Origin of the sequence: Hypericibacter adhaerens (assembly GCF_008728835.1) — a bacterium.
In the GTDB taxonomy this organism is placed as follows: domain Bacteria; phylum Pseudomonadota; class Alphaproteobacteria; order Dongiales; family Dongiaceae; genus Hypericibacter; species Hypericibacter adhaerens.
Genome location: NZ_CP042582.1, coordinates 962,545 through 983,342, shown reverse-complemented (window position 1 = coordinate 983,342; position 20,798 = coordinate 962,545). Strand labels below are relative to the sequence as shown.

Annotated in this window: 18 protein-coding genes; 12 read left to right on the top strand and 6 right to left on the bottom strand. The window is 67.5% G+C overall.

The annotated features are described in order from the left end of the window. The first annotated feature begins 16 nt into the window (after window positions 1-16). The gene (locus tag FRZ61_RS04390) at window positions 17-793 is read left to right on the top strand and encodes a class I SAM-dependent methyltransferase (RefSeq protein WP_151115158.1); all 777 of its coding nucleotides are present in this window, start codon (window positions 17-19) and stop codon (window positions 791-793) included. Between the two features lie 11 nt (window positions 794-804). Here the strand turns inward: FRZ61_RS04390 and FRZ61_RS04385 are convergent, their stop codons facing one another. Beyond that, window positions 805-1,632, bottom strand: coding sequence for an arylamine N-acetyltransferase family protein (locus FRZ61_RS04385; RefSeq protein WP_151115157.1), 828 nt, complete (start codon window positions 1,630-1,632; stop codon window positions 805-807). Window positions 1,633-1,815: 183 nt separating this feature from the next. On the opposite strand from FRZ61_RS04385, the gene FRZ61_RS04380 reads away from it, so the two are divergent. Continuing rightward, the gene (locus FRZ61_RS04380; protein ID WP_151115156.1) at window positions 1,816-2,103 is read left to right on the top strand and encodes a hypothetical protein; all 288 of its coding nucleotides are present in this window, start codon (window positions 1,816-1,818) and stop codon (window positions 2,101-2,103) included. A gap of 79 nt (window positions 2,104-2,182) precedes the next feature. Here the strand turns inward: FRZ61_RS04380 and FRZ61_RS04375 are convergent, their stop codons facing one another. After that, window positions 2,183-3,163: a S1C family serine protease gene (locus tag FRZ61_RS04375; RefSeq protein WP_151115155.1), complete on the bottom strand. Its 981-nt coding sequence runs from the start codon at window positions 3,161-3,163 to the stop codon at window positions 2,183-2,185. 272 nt (window positions 3,164-3,435) lie between these two features. Here FRZ61_RS04375 and FRZ61_RS04370 point away from each other — a divergent pair, with 272 nt between their 5' ends. The 6 genes from FRZ61_RS04370 (at window position 3,436) to fabI (ending at window position 11,217) form a co-directional block, all read left to right on the top strand. Continuing rightward, on the top strand, window positions 3,436-5,049 hold the full coding sequence (locus tag FRZ61_RS04370; RefSeq protein ID WP_225309109.1) for a peptide chain release factor 3: 1,614 nt from the start codon (window positions 3,436-3,438) through the stop codon (window positions 5,047-5,049). An 81-nt stretch (window positions 5,050-5,130) separates the two neighbouring features. Beyond that, on the top strand, window positions 5,131-5,673 hold the full coding sequence (gene ppa, locus FRZ61_RS04365) for an inorganic diphosphatase (protein WP_151115153.1): 543 nt from the start codon (window positions 5,131-5,133) through the stop codon (window positions 5,671-5,673). A 124-nt stretch (window positions 5,674-5,797) separates the two neighbouring features. Further along, complete coding sequence (locus FRZ61_RS04360) at window positions 5,798-6,889, top strand: transporter substrate-binding domain-containing protein (RefSeq protein ID WP_191909293.1); 1,092 nt, start codon at window positions 5,798-5,800, stop codon at window positions 6,887-6,889. A 283-nt stretch (window positions 6,890-7,172) separates the two neighbouring features. Then, complete coding sequence (locus FRZ61_RS04355) at window positions 7,173-9,461, top strand: DUF3141 domain-containing protein (protein WP_151115151.1); 2,289 nt, start codon at window positions 7,173-7,175, stop codon at window positions 9,459-9,461. Further along, window positions 9,433-10,386: a phosphate acetyltransferase gene (locus FRZ61_RS04350; protein ID WP_151115150.1), complete on the top strand. Its 954-nt coding sequence runs from the start codon at window positions 9,433-9,435 to the stop codon at window positions 10,384-10,386. The genes FRZ61_RS04355 and FRZ61_RS04350 overlap by 29 nt, the downstream gene beginning before the upstream one ends. Before the next feature lie 24 nt (window positions 10,387-10,410). After that, a complete protein-coding gene (gene fabI, locus FRZ61_RS04345) occupies window positions 10,411-11,217 on the top strand; it encodes an enoyl-ACP reductase FabI (RefSeq protein WP_151120678.1) in 807 nt (268 codons plus the stop codon). Between the two features lie 138 nt (window positions 11,218-11,355). Here the strand turns inward: fabI and FRZ61_RS04340 are convergent, their stop codons facing one another. From FRZ61_RS04340 to FRZ61_RS04330, 3 genes are all read right to left on the bottom strand, one after another. Continuing rightward, window positions 11,356-12,279, bottom strand: coding sequence for an IS110 family RNA-guided transposase (locus FRZ61_RS04340; RefSeq protein ID WP_151120677.1), 924 nt, complete (start codon window positions 12,277-12,279; stop codon window positions 11,356-11,358). Between the two features lie 393 nt (window positions 12,280-12,672). Continuing rightward, complete coding sequence (locus FRZ61_RS04335; protein WP_151115149.1) at window positions 12,673-13,887, bottom strand: acetate/propionate family kinase; 1,215 nt, start codon at window positions 13,885-13,887, stop codon at window positions 12,673-12,675. A 166-nt stretch (window positions 13,888-14,053) separates the two neighbouring features. Next, the gene (locus FRZ61_RS04330) at window positions 14,054-14,743 is read right to left on the bottom strand and encodes a hypothetical protein (protein ID WP_151115148.1); all 690 of its coding nucleotides are present in this window, start codon (window positions 14,741-14,743) and stop codon (window positions 14,054-14,056) included. 428 nt (window positions 14,744-15,171) lie between these two features. Here FRZ61_RS04330 and FRZ61_RS04325 point away from each other — a divergent pair, with 428 nt between their 5' ends. The 4 genes from FRZ61_RS04325 to FRZ61_RS04310 all read left to right on the top strand — a co-directional run bounded on the left by FRZ61_RS04325 (window position 15,172) and on the right by FRZ61_RS04310 (window position 19,247). Beyond that, window positions 15,172-15,705: a lipid-binding SYLF domain-containing protein gene (locus tag FRZ61_RS04325; protein ID WP_151115147.1), complete on the top strand. Its 534-nt coding sequence runs from the start codon at window positions 15,172-15,174 to the stop codon at window positions 15,703-15,705. A 163-nt stretch (window positions 15,706-15,868) separates the two neighbouring features. After that, window positions 15,869-16,744 carry a metal-dependent phosphohydrolase gene (locus FRZ61_RS04320; protein WP_151115146.1) on the top strand — a complete coding sequence of 292 codons (876 nt, stop codon included), beginning with the start codon at window positions 15,869-15,871 and terminating at the stop codon, window positions 16,742-16,744. Between the two features lie 193 nt (window positions 16,745-16,937). Continuing rightward, entirely contained in the window at window positions 16,938-18,302 is a 1,365-nt protein-coding gene (locus FRZ61_RS04315; protein WP_151115145.1) for an amino acid permease, read from the top strand. A 21-nt stretch (window positions 18,303-18,323) separates the two neighbouring features. After that, window positions 18,324-19,247, top strand: a complete 924-nt coding sequence (locus tag FRZ61_RS04310) for a dimethylarginine dimethylaminohydrolase family protein (protein WP_151115144.1) — start codon at window positions 18,324-18,326, stop codon at window positions 19,245-19,247. Between the two features lie 22 nt (window positions 19,248-19,269). Here FRZ61_RS04310 and FRZ61_RS04305 read toward each other — a convergent pair whose 3' ends face one another. Continuing rightward, window positions 19,270-20,712 carry a hypothetical protein gene (locus FRZ61_RS04305; protein WP_151115143.1) on the bottom strand — a complete coding sequence of 481 codons (1,443 nt, stop codon included), beginning with the start codon at window positions 20,710-20,712 and terminating at the stop codon, window positions 19,270-19,272. Window positions 20,713-20,798 lie beyond the last annotated feature (86 nt).

Genomic DNA, 20,798 nt, shown 5'->3' with positions numbered 1-20,798 from the left:
CCGCAAGGCCGCAACCATGACCCCGCTCGATTTCGCCCGGGAGGAGGACGTCTTCGCCTCCGGCGCCTATTGGCGCGAGTACTATACCGAGCTGGGTCACGAGAACGCGGCCGCGGGCGAGTTCCTGCGGGAGATCGCGGCGCCGCTGATGCCGATCGGCGGGCTCGATCTGCTCGACGCCGGCTGCGGCCCGACGGCGCTCTACTGGGCGCTCTTCGTTCCCGGGCAGAACCGGATCGAGGGCTTCGACCTCAATCCCGCCAACATCGCCCATGCCGAGCGCCAGATCGCGCAGGCCAGGGCCGGCACGATCGATCCGTCCCTGGAGGCCGCGGCCCGCCATGCCGTCGATCTGTTCGGCCTGAAGATCAGCCCGGCCGAGCATATCCGCCGCAAGGCGCAGCAGATCAGGAAGCTCGGCACCGGCGACCTGACCAGGCCCTGGCCCTGCGAGAAGGGCCGGTACGATTTCGTCCAGTCCGTCTTCGCGCTCGAATGCCTGCCGAGCTGGGAAAGCTTCGAGTTCGCCCTCAACCAGGCGGCCCGAGCCCTCATGCCCGGCGGCCGGCTGGCGCTGGTGAACGTCTCGCGCACCAACGAGTGGCACTGCAACGGCATGGGCTTCCCGACGCTGAATCTCACCCTGGACGGGATGAAGCAGCGCATCGCCGGGACGGGGCTCGAGCTGATCGAGATCCGCGAGGTCGAATCGAAGGACGTCTCCGTCCGCGACCAGGGCTATGGCAGCATCATCCTGACCGCCGCCCAGAAGCCCCTGCGCGCCTCCGCCTGACGCCCCTCGCGTCAGGAACCTTCCGGCGCTGCCGGCGCCGGGCCGAACAGCTCGTCATGCCGGAGCGAGATCTTCGGCCAGAGGCCGGCCGCTTGCGGCAGCCGGATCCCGAACCTCTCCGACAGCGCCCGGGCATAACCCTCCGCGTCGTCGATGAGCCGGTCGGCAGTGCCTTCCTCGGTGATTGTCTTCATCACGCGCCCCACCAGCGCCACCACGCCCTCCGGCTCGTGCCGGATGCAGACGGCATTCGCCACGAAGCGCGATTCCGGGCTGGTCTGCAGCCAGTCGCAGCGCTCGGCCAGGCGCTCCCAGTCGGCCGGCCCGTGCCGGAAGTCGAACGAGGTGGCGAAGGCCCGCTCATGGTTGTGGAACCGCCACCAGCCCGCCTCGAGACGCTCCAGCCCGACCGTGCGCCAGCCCTGCCGCCAGCGCCCTTCCCGCAAGGGAATCGGCTCTGAGGGGCCGTCCCCCAGCCCGACATCCACGAGGTAGGGTTCGTCCAGATCGACCGTCAATGCCAGATGGTTGCCGATCGCGGCGTCGCCCCGCTCGATACGCAGCACGGCACCGGTCATCGCCGTCACCCGGAAGCCGACCGCCTCGAGCGCCCAGCGGAAGAGGCCGTTCATCTCGTAGCACCAGCCGCCGCGTCCCGCCGTCACCAGCTTGGCGAAGGCCTCCGCGGGATCGAGCGTCACCCGCCTTCCGAGCTGCACATCGAGATTCTCATAGGGAATGTGCTCGAGATGGCCCCGCTGGATCCGGGCCAGGGTCGCGAGATCGGGCGCGGGCGTCCCGACGAAGCCGATGCGGTCGAGATAGGCTTGGAGCTCCATGGAGCGAGATTTAGCCGAAGCGGGTGATGCGGGGAAGGTCGTCGCTCTGCGCGGCGGAATCGGAACAATCCCGAGACGGCAATCCTATAGCCCCTGGCCTCGATCGAATTAGACCGATGATCGGCGACACCCTGTCGCCGGGGGGCGATATCCGGACTCACCCATCAGGACAGGAGAACGACCATGACCATCAACCGGACTCTGCCCATCGTTGCCGCGGCCATGTTCGGCATCACGGTGATGCTGACCCTCGGCACCGCCAACGCGCAGGACAAGGCCCAGACCTGCGACGCCACGGCGGCGGCCTACAAGGCTCTCGCCGCCACCAGCACCGATCCCGACGTCGCGGACGAGAACAAGAATGTCGAGGCCGCCATCAGCGACTGCAAGAAGAACCACCTCGACGACGGCATCGCCAAGATCAACAAGGCGATGGCGCGGATCCACGACGGGGTGAAGTCGCAGAACTAGCCCTCGGCTCGATCCGTCGTCCGGGGCCGCGAGGGCTGCACGCCACCGCGGTCCCGGGCTTCACGCCCAGATCCCGAGGTCAGCCCTTGCGCTCGCGCGGGGTCAGGGTGACCTTCTCCACCCGGCCGTGGCGGAGCACGGCCACCTCGACCGCGCGGCCGATCCGCTCCGAGCCCAGGAGCCGGATCATGTCGTCGGCCCCGGCCACGGGCAGCCCGTCCAGCATCAGGATGATGTCGCCGGCCTTGAGGCCGGCCTTCGCCGCCGGGCCGTCGGTCTCGACCTCGCCGATCCGCACCGCCAGCGGCCCCGCTCCGGTCGCGACCGCGATCCGGCGCGGCAGCGGCAGGGTCTGGGCGGCGATGCCGAGATGGGCGCGCCGCACCCTTCCATGGCCGATGAACTCGCTCACCACGAAGAGGGCGGTGTTGCTGGAGACGGCGAAGCAGAGCCCCTGCGCGCCGCCGATCATGGCGGTGTTGATGCCGACCACCTCGCCCGAGGCCGCGACCAGCGGCCCGCCCGAATTGCCGGGGTTGAGGGCGGCGTCGGTCTGGATGACGTCGTCGATGAGCCGGCCCTTCTGCGAACGCAGGGAGCGGCCCAGCGCCGAGACCACGCCGGCGGTCACCGTCGATTCGAAGCCCAGCGGATTGCCGATCGCCACCACCAGATGGCCGCGGCGGAGCGTCTTGGAATCGCCCAGCCGGGCGGCCGGGGTGCCGCGCGGCAGCTCGGCGCGCAGCAGGGCCAGGTCGGTGTCCGGGTCGTCGCCCAGCACCTGGGCCTCGGTCTCCCGGCCCTCGGTCAGGACCAGCCGCACGCGCCGGGATCCGGCCACCACGTGGCTGTTGGTCAGCGCCAGCCCGTCGTCGGCGATGATGACGCCCGAGCCGATGCCGCCACGGCGGTCCTGGCCGCCGCTCTCGACCCGGACCACGGCCGGCCCGACCCGGTCGACCACGCCCGCGACGGCGCGGGAATAGGCGTCGAGCGGCGCCTCGTCGGCGGGCGAGGACCGGGATTCGTTGGCGGAAGAAAGGGAAGCGTCATCCAGCATGAGGGAACTCCTGAAGCGGTTCCATATGTGGGGATGCGGAAACGCTTCGCCAACGCCGCCGCCCGGCGCCAAGACCCCGCGGCAACTGGGGGCTACCCAAGCTCTCGGCTTGCCGCTAGGTTCGCGCCGCCGCCCGGGGCCGGGCGCCGGATCTTCCGGAACGGCCTGGCCGCCCCCATATGGGCCGCCCGGGGCCAGACTTCACCCGGCGCTGCCCGCCCGCGAACTCCGCCCGACATTCCTGCCATCGAGAAAGAGCAAGGAAGCCCATCTTGACTGCGCTGCCCAGCGACCTTCCCTCGCCCGCCGCCCCCACGGCGGCCGCCTCGCGGCGGACCTTCGCGATCATCTCCCATCCGGACGCGGGCAAGACCACGCTGACCGAGAAGCTCCTGTTCTTCGCCGGCGCCATCCATCTGGCGGGCCATGTGAAGGCGCATGGCGAGCGGCGGCGCACCCAGTCGGACTGGATGGAGATCGAGCGCGCCCGCGGCATCTCGATCTCGAGCTCGGTCATGACCTTCGAGCGCGACGGGCTCACCTTCAACCTGCTCGACACGCCGGGCCACCAGGATTTCAGCGAGGACACCTACCGGACGCTCACGGCCGTCGATTCCGCCATCATGGTGATCGATGCCGCCAAGGGCATCGAGAGCCAGACCCGCAAGCTGTTCGAGGTCTGCCGGCTGCGCGACATCCCCATCATCACCTTCATCAACAAGATCGACCGCGAGGGCCTCGATCCCTTCGCGCTCCTGGACGAGATCGAGAGCACGCTGGCGCTCGATGTCTGCCCGATCACCTGGCCGGTCGGCATGGGCACCGATTTCCGCGGCGCCTACGATCTGCGCGAGAACCGCTTCCTCAAATCAGAGTCCAAGCCGGGTGCCGCGGACGGCCGCACCATCCCCTGCAGCGGCATCGACGATCCCCAGCTCGATGCGCTGGTGCCGGAGCGGATCCTGGCCTCCTTCCGCGAGAGCGCAGCACTCGCCCTTTCGGCCTATCCGGAGTTCGATCTCGCCTCCTATCGCGGCGGGCACCTGACGCCGGTGCTGTTCGGGAGCGCGCTCAAGGATTGCGGGGTGGAGGAGCTGCTCCGGGCGCTGGGCCGGATCGCCCCGCCGCCGCGGCCCCAGCCGGCCGAGCCCCGCACCGTGGCGCCGGAGGAGAAGGCCGTGACCGGCTTCGTCTTCAAGATGCAGGCCAACATGGACCCCAACCACCGCGACCGGGTGGCCTTCATGCGGCTCTGCTCGGGCCGGCTCAAGCGCGGCATGAAGCTGCGCCAGGTTCATAGCGGCAAGACCATCACGCTGCAGAACCCGATCTTCTTCTTCGCCCGTGAGCGCCAGCTCGCCGACGAGGCCCTGCCCGGCGACATCATCGGCATTCCCAACCATGGCACGCTGCGCGTCGGCGACACGCTGACCGAGGGCGAGGAGCTGCGCTTCACCGGCATCCCCAATTTCGCGCCCGAGATCCTGCGCCGCGTCCGGCTCGACGACCCGATGCGCGCCAAGCAGCTCAAGCGCGCGCTCGAGGACCTGGCCGAGGAAGGCGTCACCCAGGTGTTCCGCCCGATCCTGGGCTCGCAATGGATCGTGGGCGTGGTCGGCCAGCTCCAGCTCGAGGTGCTGGCCTCCAGGATCGCGACCGAATACAAGATCGCCATGGGCTTCGAGATGGCGCCGTTCGAGATGGCCCGCTGGGTCGCCAGCGACGACCCGGCGGTTCTCAAGGATTTCATCGAGCGCAACCGCGGCAGCATGGCCGAGGATCGCGACGAGGCCCCGGTCTTCCTCGCCCGCGACAGCTGGGAGCTCAACCGCACGATCCGCGACTGGCCCAAGCTCCGCTTCCTCACCACCCGGGAACGGCATTAGGATCGCCTGTTGACCGTTCTCGGACGGCCGTTCCCGGATCGCCAGCGCCGGGCTGCGGTCGCGGAAGGAAGGGAGCCTCGCATGGATCTCTCGAAGATCGCCGTGGGCCGCGATCCGCCGCGCGACGTGAATGCGCTGATCGAGATCCCGCTGGGCGGGCCTTCGGTCAAATACGAGATCGACAAGACCTCTGGCGTGCTGATGGTCGATCGCTTCCTGCACACCGCGATGTTCTATCCCGGCAATTACGGCTTCATCCCGGGCACACTCTCGAGCGACGGCGATCCCTGCGACATCCTCGTCGTGAGCCAGGTGCCGGTGGTGCCGGGCTGCATCATCCGCTGCCGGCCGGTCGGCGTGCTGCTGATGGAGGACGAGGCCGGCGGCGACGAGAAGATCGTCGCGGTCCCGGTGGATGCGCTCCATCCTTTCTATACCGATATCCGCAGCCATGAGGACCTGCCGCCGATCCTGCGCGAGCAGATCGCGCATTTCTTCGAGCACTACAAGGATCTTGAGCAGGGAAAGTGGACGAAGATCACGGGCTGGCAGGGGCCGGCCGTGGCCGAAAGCCTGATCGCCGAGGGCATTGCCCGCGCCCGGGCGCGTCAGCCGGGCTCGTGACCCCGCCGGCAGAGAGCGGACAGGCCGGCTCGGAATGACGCCAGATCGAGGGCGCCCTCCGCAGGCGGATGGCTTATAATCCTATTTTCGAATGGCCCCGCCGCTCGAGAAAGGGATCGCCGACATGCCGTCCTTCGCTCGTCCCTGCTTCGCGATTTTCGGCCTGCTGATTGGCCTCATGGGCCACGCCCTTGCGCAGGATCAGCCGCAGGACATCAAGGTCCTGGCCGGCATCGTGCCGCCCTTCGTGATGCAGCAGGACGGCGGGCCGGCCGGGTTCAGCATCGATCTCTGGAACGAGATCGCGACGAGGCTGTCGCTGAAGACGGACTATGAGGTGACGTCCGATCTTGATGGCATGGCGGATAAGCTGCGCTCTGGCGAGGTGAAGGCGATCGTCACCGGCGCCTACTACACCACGGAGCGTGATCGCGAGTTCGATTTCTCCTACCCGATCCTGGAAGCGGGCCTTCAGATCATGGTGCGGGAGACGGGCGGGACTGGCGAAACCCCCTTGCGCGACGTGCTGGGGCTCCTGTTTTCACGATCGGCGGCGATGTGGCTCGGCGTCGCCTTCCTGATCATCATCGTGCCGGCCCATCTGGTCTGGCTCCTGGATCGCGGGACGGAGGACAGCACGAGCCCCGGCAGGGCGTACTGGCCCGGAATCCTGCACGCCATGACCTGGGCGACGACGGCGTTGGTCTCGCAGGTCCAGCAAATGCCCCGCCAATGGTTTGCCCGCCTGTTCGGGCTGCTGTGGATGTTCGCCGGCGTGGTGTTCATCGCCCTCTACACCGCGCAGCTCACCGCGACCCTGACGGTCCAGCAGATCCATGGCGCGATCAACGGGCCGGACGATCTGCCCGGCAAGCGGGTCGGTACCATCGCGCAAAGCGTGGCGGCGGATTATCTCGCTTCCATCAAGGCGCAGATTCAGCAGTTCTCGTCCTATGACGAGATGTTCAAGGCCTTGCAGGACCAGAAGGTGGATGCCTTGCTCATGCCCTCGCCATCGCTGCGCTATTATGCGGCTCACCAAGGCGAAGGGCTCGTCAAGCTGGTCGGCCCGGAGTTTCGCCGCCAGGATATCGGCTTCGTGTTTCCGCTCGGCGATCCGCTCCGCCGCAAGGTCAGCAGCACCCTGCTTGCTTTGCGCGAAGACGGAACCTATGAGCGGCTCTACCAGAAGTGGTTCGGAGACGACGAGCAATGACCGGTTGGCGAGACGTTCCGGGACCAGGGAAGCGGGTCACGATAGCGTCACGAGTGCAGGCTTATGATGAGGAGGATCGGACAGCCTGAACGAGGCGCCTTTTTTGATGAGGCGTCCTGAGCTAGATCAATGTGGACGGCAGGCGTCTGGCTCAGCTTTGATAAACGGTGGTAACAAGCCTGCCGCGAGCCGCTGGCCCTGAGCGGTTTTGCGCCAGGATGATGAAATATTCATCATGTATCGTGCCGGCGCCGGGAATTCCTCCAGGCAAGGGAGCAAGGATATGCAGCAGGAAACCAAGCCGACCGGCGCCGCTGAGCCGGCCCCGTTCTTCGTGTCCGCTCTCCGCAACCCGTGGACGGACTATATGGTCGACGCGTGGCAGCGTTCGATCCTGTTCCTCGATGTGCTGCGCCAGCGCGGCAACCATTACGAGGAGAACAAGGCGCGCCAGGCGCCGCATGTCCTGTCCTTCGAGCATGAGCTGGTGCTCGACGGCCGCCAGCTCGAGCGGCCCGTGAATTACGGGCTGCTGCGGATCGTGCCGCCGGCCGGCGTCACGACCGGTCCGCGCAAGCGCCCCTTCATCGTCTTCGATCCGCGCGCGGGCCACGGGCCCGGCATCGGCGGCATGAAGCATGACAGCGAGATCGGCGTCGCGCTCAATGCCGGCCATCCCTGCTATTTCGTGGGATTCCTGCCCGAGCCGGTTCCCGGCCAAACGGTCGAGGATGTGTGCCGGGCCGAGGCACGTTTCGTCGAGGAAGTCGTCGCGCGCCATCCGGAGGCGGAAGGCAAGCCCTGCCTGATCGGCAACTGCCAGGCGGGCTGGCAGATCATGCTCATGGCGGCCGTCGACCCCGACCTGCCGGGACCGATCCTGCTCGCCGGCTCGCCGCTCTCCTACTGGGCCGGCGTCCATGGCAAGAACCCGATGCGCTACACGGGCGGCCTGCTCGGCGGCGCCTGGCTGACCGCGCTCACGGGCGATCTCGGCGACGGCATCTTCGACGGCGCCCATCTCGTCGCCAATTTCGAAGCGCTGAATCCGGCCAATACGCTCTGGCAGAAGCCCTACAACCTCTATTCCAAGATCGATACCGAGGCGCCCCGATTCCTCGAGTTCGAGAAATGGTGGGGCAGCCCGGTGCTGCTGAACGCGGTGGAGATGCAGGCGATCGTCGACCAGCTCTTCATCGGCAACAAGCTGTCGGCGGGGCAGCTGCGCACGAGCGACGGTCTCCGCATCGATCTGCGCAACATCCAGTCGCCCATCATCGTGCTCTGCTCGCAGGGCGACAACATCACCCCGCCGCAGCAGGCGCTCGGCTGGATCACCGACCTCTACGATCACGAGGACGAGATCGTCGCGGCGGGCCAGACGATCGTCTACACGATGCACCAGAGCATCGGGCATCTCGGCATCTTCGTCTCCGGCAAGGTGGCGACCAAGGAGCATCAGGAGTTCGCCCAATGCATGGAGCTGATCGACCTCATGCCGCCGGGCCTCTATGAGGCGGTGATCACGGCCAAGGACGGCGACACCGAGCATCCGGAATTCGTCCAGGGCGAGTATTTCCTGCGGCTCGAGCCGCGCAAGCTCGACGACATCCGGGCGCTCGGCGGCAACAGCGCCGAGGACGATCTGCGGTTCCAGACCGTCGCCCGCGTCTCCGAGATCAATCTCGGCCTCTATCAGACCTTGTGGGCGCCCCTGATCCGCGCCATGGCCACGCCCGGCAGCGCGCAGATGCTGCGGACGATGCATCCCAACCGGCTGCGGTTCGAGATGTTCTCCGACCGCAACCCCTTCATGCCGTCCATCGCCGCCGTGGCCGATGCCATGCGGGCCCACCGCAGGCCGGTGGCGGAAGACAACCCCTTCCTGGTCGCCGAGAAGGCCGCCTCGGACTGGATCGTCCGCGGCCTCGAAGCCTGGACCCAGGCCCGGGACGAGCTCGAGGAGACGCTGTTCCTCAACATCTACGGCTACCGGCCGCTGCAGGCGGCCGTGGGCCTCGGCACGGAGGATGCCGCCCGGCAGCCGGGCGTCGAGCGTGATCTGCTGCGCGAAGCGACCGCGGCCCGCACGGCGGCGGCGCTCCGGCGCCGGTTCGATCGGGGCGGCCCGCTCGAAGGCGCGATCCGCGCGCTTCTCTATATCCGCATTCCCGAGGGCGCCGACGAGCGCAGCTTCTTCGCGCTCAAGGAGATCGCCGAGACCTTGCCGGAGAAGGACCGCGTCGGCCATGCCCGCCTGAAGGAGATCATGCGCGACCAGTTCCTCATCCTGATGCTGGACGAGGAGCGGGCTCTCGCGACGCTGCCGGCCCTGTTGCCCGAGGATCCCGCCGGGCGCGAGCTGTGGCTGAACCTGCTGCGGCGGGCCTTCATGGTCAGGGGCGAGCCGACGGCCGAGACGAAACGCCGGCTGCAGCAGATCGAGGCGATCTATGCTGTCGAGGCACCCGCCGACGCCGTCAAGGCACCCGCCGAAGAGCGCAAGCCGCTCAGCAAGAAGCGAACCCCCGTCGAGGAAAACCATGGAACCGGCGCCAAGCCCGCAGCATGAGAAATACGAGCGGCTGATCCATGCCGCGAAAGGGCTGCCGCCGGTCGAGACCGCGATCTGCCACCCTTGCGACCAGGTCTCGATCGAGGGTGCGGCCGAAGCGGCCGAGCTGGGGCTGATCAAGCCGATCCTGGTCGGGCCGCTCGAGCGCCTGCGCAACGCGGCCCGGATGGCCTCCGTCGATCTCGACCGGTTCGAGCTCTGCGCCTCCGAGCACAGTCACGATTCCGCCGCCAAGGCGGTGGAGCTGGTGCGCCAGGGGCGCGCCGGGGCGATCATGAAGGGAAGCCTCCATACCGACGAGCTGATGAGCGCGGTCGTGGCGCGGGAGACCGGCATCCGTACCGGCCGGCGCATCAGCCACTGCTTCGTCATGGATGTCCCCGGCCACAAGGGTCCTCTCATCATCACGGATGCGGCGGTCAACATCGCGCCCAAACCGGCCGAGAAGGTCGATATCATCCAGAACGCGATCGACCTCGCCCATGCGCTCCGGTTCCCGGAAGTGCGGGTCGCCATTCTTTCGGCCATGGAGACGGTCAATTTCGACATTCCCTCGACCGTCGAGGCCGCCGCGCTCTGCAAGATGGCCGAGCGCGGCCAGATCACCGGCGCGCTCATCGACGGGCCGCTCGCCCTCGACAATGCGATCAGCGAGGAGGCCGCGGCCATCAAGCAGATCGCCTCGCCGGTCGCGGGAAAGGCCAATGTGCTGGTCGTCCCCGATCTCGAGGCCGGCAACATGCTGGCCAAGAGCCTTTCCTTCCTGGCCGGCGCCGACGCGGCGGGGATCGTCATGGGTGCCCGCGTGCCCGTGATCCTGACGAGCCGCGCCGATTCCGTGCTGACGCGCCTCGCCTCCTGCGCCGTCGCCAGCCTGGTCGCGGCGGCGCGGCGCCAAAGCGCGGCCGCCGCCGTTCCCTAGAGGATATCCATGACATCGATCCCGATGGCCGACGCCCCGGAATCCCCGAAAGCGGAAGGACGCCTGCCGCCCTTGCTGACGGGCCGCAAAGCGCTGGTCGTCGGCGTGGCCAACGAGCACTCGATCGCCTGGGGCTGTGCCGCGGCGATGCACCGCGCCGGCGCCGACATCGCCATGACCTACCTGAACGAGAAGGCGCGCCCCCATGTCGAGCCGCTGGCCCGGCAGGTGGGGGCCCCGATCTTCCTGCCGTTCGAGGCGCGGGACGGGGTGCAGATCGACGCGCTGTTCGAGGCCATCGCGAAGCATTGGGGCAAGCTCGACATCCTGGTCCACTCGATCGCGTTCGCGCCGAAGGAGGCGCTGGCGGGCCGCGTCGTCGACTGTCCGCGCGACGGGTTCCTGACCGCCATGGAGATCTCCTGCTGGTCGTTCCTCGATCTGGCCAAGCGCGCCGAGGCCGTGATGGGCGACGGCGGAACGATGATGACGATGAGCTATCTGGGCGCCAACCAGGTCATCGACAATTACGGGATCATGGGGCCGGTCAAGGCGGCGCTCGAATCGGCGGTGCGCTACATGGCCGCCGAGCTGGGCCCCAAGGGTATCCGCGTCCATGCCGTGAGCCCGGGGCCGCTCGCGACGCGGGCCGCTTCGGGCATCCGCGACTTCGACGAGCTGATGGGACGGGTCGCGAGCCGGGCGCCGGCGCGCCGCCTGGTCACGATCGAGGAGGTGGGTGCTGCTTGCGTCTTTCTCGCCAGCCCCTATGGCGGTGCCATGACGGGCGAGACGCTTTACATCGACGGCGGCTACCACATCCTCGGCTGAGGACAGGCGCGTTCACGCCTTCGTCATCCCGGCTTCAGGAGTGTGAAGAAATTCAAGTCTGCCACTTAGGTTGAACGGCGCTTCTTCTTTTTCTTTCCTCTCCACCCGCGAAGCGGGGGAGAGCGACTGTGTTGCCAGTCAAGCGGTTTGCCAGGGTTTGTTGTCGCGAACCATGGCATTGAGGGTGACGAGCAGCTTTCGCATGCAGGCGGTGATGGCGACCTTGGCCGGCTTGCCGGCCGCCCGCAGGCGAGCATGGAAGGCCTTGATCGCGGGATTGTGGCGAATGGCGGCCAGGGCGGCCATGTAGAGCGTTGCCCGCAAGGCGGCGCGCCCGCCCCAGATGGTGCGCTGGCCGCGCAGGGTGCCGCTGTCGCGATTGAAGGGTGCCAAGCCGACCAAGGCAGCGATCTGACGCCGGGTGAGGCGGCCCAGTTCGGGCAGCTCGGCCAGCAGGGTGCGAGACGCGACATCACCGATCCCTGGGACGCTTTTCAGCAATTCTTCCTTGGCTCGGAAGATCGGGCTGGAGCGCACGGCATTGTCGAGATCCTCGTCGATCCGGTTCAAGGCCTTGCCCAGCCATTCGAGATGAGCATCGAGATCGGCCTTGAGATCGGGCCGGGTCACCTGATGGCGCCGGTTCTTCTCCGCGGTCATCATCTCGACGATCTGGCGCCGGCGGACGATCAAGCCGTTGAGCCGGTCGGTCTCGGCATCGGGCAGAGGCCGGGGTTCCGGCTGGACCGCCTCGGCAAACCGGGCGATCGCCTCGGCGTCGAGCGCGTCAGTCTTGGCCAGGCGGCCCGTGGCGCGGGCAAAGTCACGGACTTGACGCGGGTTGACCACCGCCACCGGCAGCCCGGCCGCCGCCAGCACCGCCGCGGCCCGCAACTGCAGGCCTCCCGTCGCCTCCAGCACGACCAACTTTGGCGCCAGTGCCTTCAGCCGGGCAACCAAAGCCGCCAGACCTTCCTCGTCGCGCGCGACGCTAAAGGCCGCACCCGTCGGCCGGACGTGCACATCCAGCCGAGCCTTCGAAACATCGATCCCAACGAACATTCCCGGTCCCTTTCTGCGGCTCTTCGCCCGACCTTGCAGATACGGGCTCGCAGCGCGGCCCCGGCGACTGTTCGGGCTCGGAGAACCTGCAAGCGGAGCCCCCAGCTCTCCCACGGTCTTCAAAACCAGAGGGTTGACGGGCTTCCGCTTGCAACCGTGTCGATCATTCATGACCGGATACCCTTGTCTAGATACAAGGGTAGGGTGAGGGGGGCTTCGATGTCAGGTGAGGTGTCGGAAAAAGCTCATTCCTTTCGGCCACCACCCCCTCACCCTACCCTCTCCCCCACATTCGTGGGGGAGAGGAAGAGACTAACAACGATAACGCCAGATCTATGATCGTGATTTCTTCACACGCTCTTTAGGCCGGCATGACACAGGAAACATGAGCGTCTATCGCTCCATCGACAAAGCCGCGCGGACGTGGCGCGCGATCATCAGGTTCTCGTCCGTCGGGATGACATGGGCCGCGACGCGGCTGCTTGGCTTGCTGAGGCAGGGACCGTTCGCCCGGTTCGCCTCCTCGTCGAACTCCAGCCCGAGCCAGGCGCAACCCCGGCAGACCGTCTCGCGCACCGGCGCGGCATTCTCGCCGACACCGGCGGTGAAGACGAGGCCGTCGAGCCCGCCCAGCGCCGCCGCCAGCGACCCGATCTGCCGGATCACGCGGTAGCAGAAGACCGCGATCGCGAACCGGGCGCGCGGCTCCTCGCTGGCCAGGAGGTCGCGGAAGTCGGAGGAAAGGCCGGACAACCCGAGCATGCCGGAATGCCGGTAGAGCAGATCCTCCACCTCGTCGGCATTCATACCGCCTTGGCGCAACAGATACATGACGACACCGGCATCGAGCTCGCCGCAGCGCGTTCCCATCGGCAGGCCGTCGAGCGCCGTGAATCCCATCGTGGTCGCGACCGACACGCCGCCGCGAAGGGCGCAGAGAGAGGCCCCGTTGCCGAGATGGGCGACCACCACGCGTCCGCCCGCGATCGCCGGCGCTTCCCGCGGCAGGCAGGAGGCGATGTATTCGTAGGAGAGGCCGTGGAAGCCGAAGCGGCGCACGCCCTGCTCGTGATAGGCCCAGGGCAAGGCGAAGGCTTGCGCCACGTCCGGGACGGTGCGGTGGAAGGCGGTATCGAAGCAGGCGACCTGGGCCAGCTCCGGACGATGATCGAGCACGGTGCGGATCGGCGCCAGGTTGTAAGGCTGGTGCAGCGGCGCCAGCGGATTCAGCGCTTCCAGCTTCACCAGGAGGTCGGCCGTGACGCGCTGCGGTTGGCTGAATTCCATGCCGCCATGGACGACGCGATGGCCGAGCGCATCGAGCCCGCGGCCATGGAGCTGCTGCTGCGCCCAGGGCAGCAGCCGCGGCAGCGCCTCGGCGGGGGTGGCCGGCGGCGTGGGCCCAAGATCGGGCGGCGCCATGGCGCCGCCGTCGGCGCCGCGGGCGCTCGCTCGCGGATGGGCACCCAGCCCGTCGACCTGCCCGGTCAGGATCCGCTGCTCGCCTTCATAGACCGCGAACTTGACCGACGAGGAGCCGGCGTTGATCACGCCGGTCAGCGGCTGCGATCCCCGGTTTGCGGCAGGCGACGTGGAGGCGGTGCTCATGATTTCATCGTCCGGTCACTGGTGTTGGCGAAGCGGTTCCATCTTCAGGCCGTCCCTGCGACAGCCTGATGACGCCGCGCCCGAGACCGCCCGCCTCGGCGGGGCCGTCCCAGGACGCCCGATGCAAAGAAGATGCCAGGATTACGTGGCGCTTGCCGCCCGCCCCTCAATTCAGCATGGGACCGTTCGGGCCCGGACGCAGCCCGGGGGAAGATCGTCCCGGCGGGACCGGGCCGAGAGGCTCCGCCGTGCTCGACAGCCAGCCCATCGGCGCCACCGGCATGGGCTCGCTTTGCATCGGCGCCATGGTAAGTACCTCGCTGCCGGCGGAAGAGAGGCCGATCGCTTCACACAAGGCATCGTCGCTCGACGCCACGGTCCGGCATTCGAACCACTGCTCCGGCGCCCGGCTTTCGACCCAGAAGGGAGCCGCGCTGGCAATGGGGTGCCAGGTGGATTTCCGGGGGCTGAGCTGGCTGAAGACGGAATCGCCCAGATCGAAGGAGAAGGTAGAGGCCGGGCCGTCGCCGATGGTCTCCGTGACCCGGATCGCCTGCCCCTCTCCCGTCACCGTCACCTGGCGCACGGCCATCGCGCAGTCATGGCTGGCCGACGCGGTCGCCAGATCCTCCAGGCGGTAATCGCTGGCCGTCGCGAGCGCCGGGTCTGTCACCCTGCCCGCATCGCCCAGACCCTCCTGCCCGGGACGCAGCACCCCGCGCCACAGCATGAAGGGCTCGATCGTCACCAGATTGCTGTTGGCATCGCAGAGGATGCGCACCATGCGCTCGCCCCCCTCCGCCCGGGCCGTGCCGGTGCCGCCTGCGAGCAGAAGAATGGCAAGACCCGCCGCCATGACCGCCCATCCGGCCCAGGATCCGCAGCACATGACTCCTCCTCCCCGGCGATGATGGGCCGAACGACGGCCGGCCATCTTGGCCGCATTCGCGTGACGGCTTCCCTCTCGCGCCCCGCCGACATCCGGCATGGAAGCTTCGCGACGCCCTCTCATCCCCAACAAGGGGCTTTGGCCATCCGGTTCCGGGGCAAATTCGTGACAGGCCCACGGCTCCCCTCCTTCCGCCGGCACGACGCCCAGCCGGCGCGACGCGGCGCAGCTCCAGAAACCTCCAGGCGGGCCAAAGAGCAAGGAACGGAATCCTCGACAGGCGAAGAGCCGGGCACGCCGCGGGGGAACGGAAGCCGCCTTCGCCTGTTCAGTATCCGGTGCCCGGGATAGAATGTCAGCCCCTGGGATTCTTTTGGAAAAGTGGAGGAAAGGTCATGATTGGCAAGCGGATACTGGGTCTCATCGCCGCCTTGGTCGCGGCTGTCGCCATCAGCGGGACGGCGTCCGCCTGGGACCCTGCCGCGGAACAGAGGGCGCATGAGACGATCGCCGCCTTCAAGAAAGCGGACCCCAGCATCCAGACTTTCTTCAACAACGCTTATGGCTATGCCGTCTTCCCCGAGATCGGCAAGGGCGCCATCGGTGTCGGCGGCGCACATGGCGAAGGCACCGTCTTCGAGAAGGGGACAGCGGTCGGTTCCACCGCCATGACGCAGGTGACGATCGGCCTGCAGCTCGGCGGCCAGGCCTACAAGGAGATCATCTTCTTCGAGAACAAGGCGGCCCTCGACAAGTTCAAGCAGGGCAACTACGAGGTCTCGGCCAACGCCTCGGCGATCGCCGCCAAGGAAGGCGCGTCGAAAACGGCGAACTACTCGATGGGCGTCGCCATCTTCACCATGGGCACCGAAGGCCTGATGTTCGAGGCCAGCGTCGGCGGCCAGAAGTTCAGCTACGAGCCGAAGTAAGCCCCACACCGACGATCGATCGCTTCGCCCCGCCTTCGCCGGCCCTGGCGGAGGCGGGGCGTCGCATGTCGGGCCGGGCGGATCGCCCTCCGGCAGCCGATTGGTGACGGGCCTCAACTCCTGGTACACTCGGCCAGCACCCTCATGAGGCAGGGAGGCTGGCATGCTCAACGTCACCACATTGCTGGCAGACGCGCTGGGGCGTCATCTGGCCGAGACCTATGAGCGGATCTATGGGGGACGGAACCCCGAATTCGGCCGCATCCTCGAGGGCGCCGGCAAGCTCGTGATCGAGCGCATCGCCAACAGCGACGCGCTCTACCACAATATCAGCCACACGGCGCTAGTCACGCAGGTCGGCGAGGACATCCTGCGCGGCCGGCTCTTGACCCAGCCCGTCGACCCGGCCGACTGGCTGCATTTCATGCTGGCCCTGCTGGCCCACGACATCGGCTATGTGCGCGGCGCCTGCCCCGGCGACGAGCCCGACCGTTTCGTCATCAACGAGGCCGGCGACATGATCAGCCTGCCGCGCGGCGCATCGGACGCGGCGCTGGCGCCCTATCACGTGGACCGCTCGAAGATCATCGTGCGGGCGCGCTTCAAGTCCACGCCGGATGTCGACGCGGAGCGGATCGCGCGGGCCATCGAGCTGACCCGCTTCCCCGTGCCCCAGGGCGGCGATCATGACGAGGACGACACCGAGCCCGGCCTGGTGCGGGCGGCCGACCTCATCGGTCAGCTCGCCGATCCCTTCTATCTCAGGCGCGCGAACGCGCTCTATTACGAGCTCGCCGAGACCGGCATGACGGCCCTCTGCGGCTATACCAGCCCCGCCGACATCGCGGAGAAATACCCGACGTTCTTCTGGAAAGCGGTGGAGCCTTATATCGGCCCGGCGCTGCGCTATCTGCAGCTCACCTTCGAGGGCAAGCAGTGGATCGCCAACCTGCACAACCACATCTTCACGATCGAGCATGAGCGCCACAGGCTGGGGCCGCAGCCGGGCGTCGCTCCTTCGGCGCAAATCCCCACGTAATCCGGGCAGCGGCATCGCCCGGGCCTGCGAAGACCTGGCCGCCCGCCCGGCTCCAATCCCCACGCGGCACAGGGGAAATCCGGTTGACCTGCGTCAAGGCAATTCCGGCCCGGGCGTTCATTAAATAGCGCCACGGCGCCAGGCCCACCCATCCTTATCCCGCGCCGCACAACCGGAAAGGACGGAGAAGGTCATGGCCAATGGCAACGCGCAGCCCAGGAAGAAGGCGCTGGGGCTCTGGATGGCGACGGCACTGGTCGCCGGCAACATGATCGGCTCCGGCGTGTTCCTCCTGCCGGCCTCGCTGGCCCCTTATGGCGGCATCAGCATCATCGGCTGGCTGGCGACGGCCGTCGGCTCGCTGCTGCTGGCGCTGGTCTTCGCCAAGCTGAGCCGGGTCTTCCCGAAGATCGGCGGGCCTTATGCCTATGCCCGGATGGGCTTCGGCGATTTCGTCGGCTTCGAGATGGCCTGGGGCTACTGGATCGCGGTCTGGGCGGGCAACGCCTCCATCGCGGTCGCCTTCGTCGGCTATCTCGGCGTGTTCTTCCCGGGCCTCGTCGCCAGCAACCTGACCGCCGCGATCGCGGCCGTCGCGGCGATCTGGGTCCTGACCGCCATCAACATCGCCGGCATCAGGGCCGCGGGCTGGATCCAGCTCGTCACCACCATCGGCAAGCTGATCCCGCTGCTCGCCATCGGCCTCATCGGCATCTTCTATCTCGATCCGGCGCATTTCACGCCGTTCAACCCCAGCGGCCAGTCCGGCTTCTCGGCCGTGACCGCCGTGGCGGCGCTGACGCTGTGGGCCTTCCTCGGGCTCGAATCGGCGAGCATCCCGGCGGACGACGTCGAGAACCCCGAGCGCACCATCCCGCGTTCGACGATCCTGGGCACGCTCATCGCCGCGGTCACCTATATCCTGGGCACGGTCGCCGTGCTGGGCATCATTCCCTCGGCCGATCTCGCCAGCTCGACGGCCCCCTTCGCCGACGCGGCCAAGGCGATCTGGGGCGAAGGCGCGCAGTCCTTCATCGCGATCGGCGCGCTGCTCTCGACTTTCGGCTGTCTCAATGGCTGGATCCTGCTGCAGGGCCAGGTGCCGCTCGCCGCGGCCAAGGATGGGCTCTTCCCCAAGCAGTTCGGCGCGGTCTCGCGCAACGGCACGCCGGTCTTCGGCCTGATCCTCTCCAGCGTCCTGGTCACGGTCCTGATGCTGACCAACTACTCGCAGGGCCTGGTCGGCGTCTTCAACTTCACGCTGCTGCTGGCGACCATGACCACGCTCGTCCCCTACATGTTCACCGCGATGGCGGAGCTGGTGCTGTTCTTCCGCGAGCCCGCGAAGTTCAGCGGCCAGCGTCTCGCCGGCGCCAGTGTCATTGCGATCCTCGCCTTCGCCTACTCCATCTGGGCGGTGGCAGGATCGGGCGAGGAGGTCGTATTCTGGGGCTCGCTCCTGCTGTTCGCCGGCATCCCCGTCTATGTCTGGCTCAATTGGCGCCGCAGCCGTCTGGCACCGGCGGGAGAATCCGCCAGAACCGCCGCGGCAGAGTGAACCCGGGAAGGAGCGAGGATCATGGTCATCGGCTATCAGTCCGAGGTCGGCAGGCTCAGGAAGCTCGTCGTCAAGCATGCCCGCGACGCCTTCGTGAGCGACGCCAAGATCGACGCCGAATGGAAGCCGCTCAACTATTTCGGCCGGCCGGATCTGGCGGCGGCGGTAGCGGAATATGATCGCTTCGTCGAGGCTCTCCAGGCGCTCGATCCCGATGTCGAGATCGCCTTCCTGCCGAAGGGTCCAGGCCTGACCATGGACGCGCTCTATCCTCGGGACGCCGCGATCGCCTGCAACAAGGGCATGATCCTGTGCAATATGGGCAAGCCTGCCCGCCGCGCGGAGCCCGCCGCCGAGCGCGCCCTGTTCCAGGAGCACGGCGTCCCGGTCTATGGCGCCATCACCGGCGAGGGCCATGTGGAAGGCGGCGACGTCGCCTGGATCGACGAGAAGACCCTCGCGGTCGGCCGGGGCTATCGCACGAACGACGAGGGCATCCGCCAGTTGCGAGCGCTGATCGAGCCTTGCGGCGCCGAGCTCGTCGTGGTGCCGTCGCCTCATTATCACGGACCGTCGGACGTGTTCCACCTGATGTCGGTGCTGAGCCCGATCGACCACGACCTGGCGCTCGTCTATTCGCCGCTCATGGTCGTGCCGTTCCGCGAGCTTCTGCTCGAGCGGGGCATCCGCCTGGTCGAGGTGCCGGACGAGGAGTTCGAGAGCATGGGCTGCAACGTGCTGGCCGTCGCCCCCAGCAAATGCCTCATGCTCGATGGCAATCCGGAGACGCGCCGCCGGCTCGAGAAGGCGGGCGCCGAGGTCCGGGTCTATGACGGCACCGAGATCAGCCGCAAGGGTGCGGGCGGGCCGACCTGCATGACGCGGCCGATCCTGCGCGAGCTGCAGACGGCGCCTGCCGTCCTGACCCTGCCGGCCGCCGCCTAGCGCGCAACGAGCCGTTTCGAGCTCAACAGGCCGCGTTCAGCTTTTCCAGCGCCACCCGCACCTGCGGATCGGGCGACTTGAAATCCGCCAGGCGCGCCTTGATGCGCCGGCAGACGGCGGCGCTGTCGGGAAACTCGGATTGCGTCCAGAAACGCTCCGCGGGATTCCAGAAGCCGATCTCGTCCAGGAACGAAACGCCGAAGTAATAGTCGGCCGAGACCGAGCTGAAGAAGGTCGGGTCCGTCTTGAAGCTGCCGTCCGGGTCGAGGGACTCCGTCAGGGTCCAGGCCAGCATCTCGCCGATCGCATCGCCGGCTTCGCGCTTCTGGGAATCGGACATGTGGGGCCAGCCATATTTGAGGATACGCGCCACATCGTAGTTGTTGTGGTTGTTGAGGTGCCCGCGGTGAAGCCAGCCGAACGGATAGGGGTCGTTGCGGATGCGCAAGGTCGTGTCGATGATCTGCGGCCAATAGGCGACCTGGCCATGGCGATAGGCGATGGTGTGATAGGTGATGCTGAGATCGACGCTCTTATAGAGCCGCCCGTCGCTGCGGTACCAGGCACCCCAGTAGCCGGTTCGCGGATCCTGCCATCGGTCCAGGAAATCCTCATAGGCGGCCTGGAACAGGCCCGAGCTCCGGTCGCTCTCGTCGTCATGGCGGCGGCCGACGGCGCCGCGCACATATTCCCGCAGATAGCCCTTGAAGAAGACCGACGAGAAGATGGTCGTGACATTGCCCAGCTCGCCCCGGTTGTCCCGCCCCGTCCGGGCGATATCGGAGACGAGGAGCCCCCGGAGATAGGCTTTCATCTTTTCCGGCGTGTCGATCTTCTCCGGCACCCGGATCGGATAGAGCAGCGACGGCTGCCAGGATTCGTCGAGGCGATCCTCCAGCGCGGAAAGGGTCGCCTCGGTCTGCAGGAACCATTCGTCGTAGCAGACGCCCCAGAGCCCGGTCCCCGGCGACTGCCGGTTGGCGAAGCTCTGATCGAGATTCGTCAGGCTTTGGGCCAGTTCCGCCAGCTGCCGGTCCAGCCGCGCCCAGTCCATGGTGTAGTCGTGAAGCCAGTCCGCCTCGAGATACATCTGGGTGGAACAGGCCATGGTCTTGCCCCTGGTCTGGATCGCGGCCAGGCTCGCGGCAAGCGCACCGAGGCGCTGGCCGAAGCGGGCTCTTTGCTCCTTGTAGGCCGGATCCCGGGCGATGAAGCCTGCATCGATGACGTCATTCATCTCGTCGCCGGAAAGGATGCCGGCCTGATCCGCATCCGGCACGAAATTCCAATCTGCCGTCGACGCGGCACAGCCCGTCAGGACGGTGGACGATGCCAGCAGCAGGATCGGCGCCAGACGGCGAAGCCGCCGTCGCAACGCCGGGCGAAGCCTCAGCGGCAGCGCACGCCATCCCTCCGTCCGCCGCCCGGCCTCGTCGGCAAGTGCCTCCTCAGTGGTTTCCGTCACGCTTCCGCTCTTTCTTCACGAATCGCCGCCGGTCAGGCAATTGTCGCCGCGACAATAACGGAATTGACTCCTTTGTTTCGGGCGAC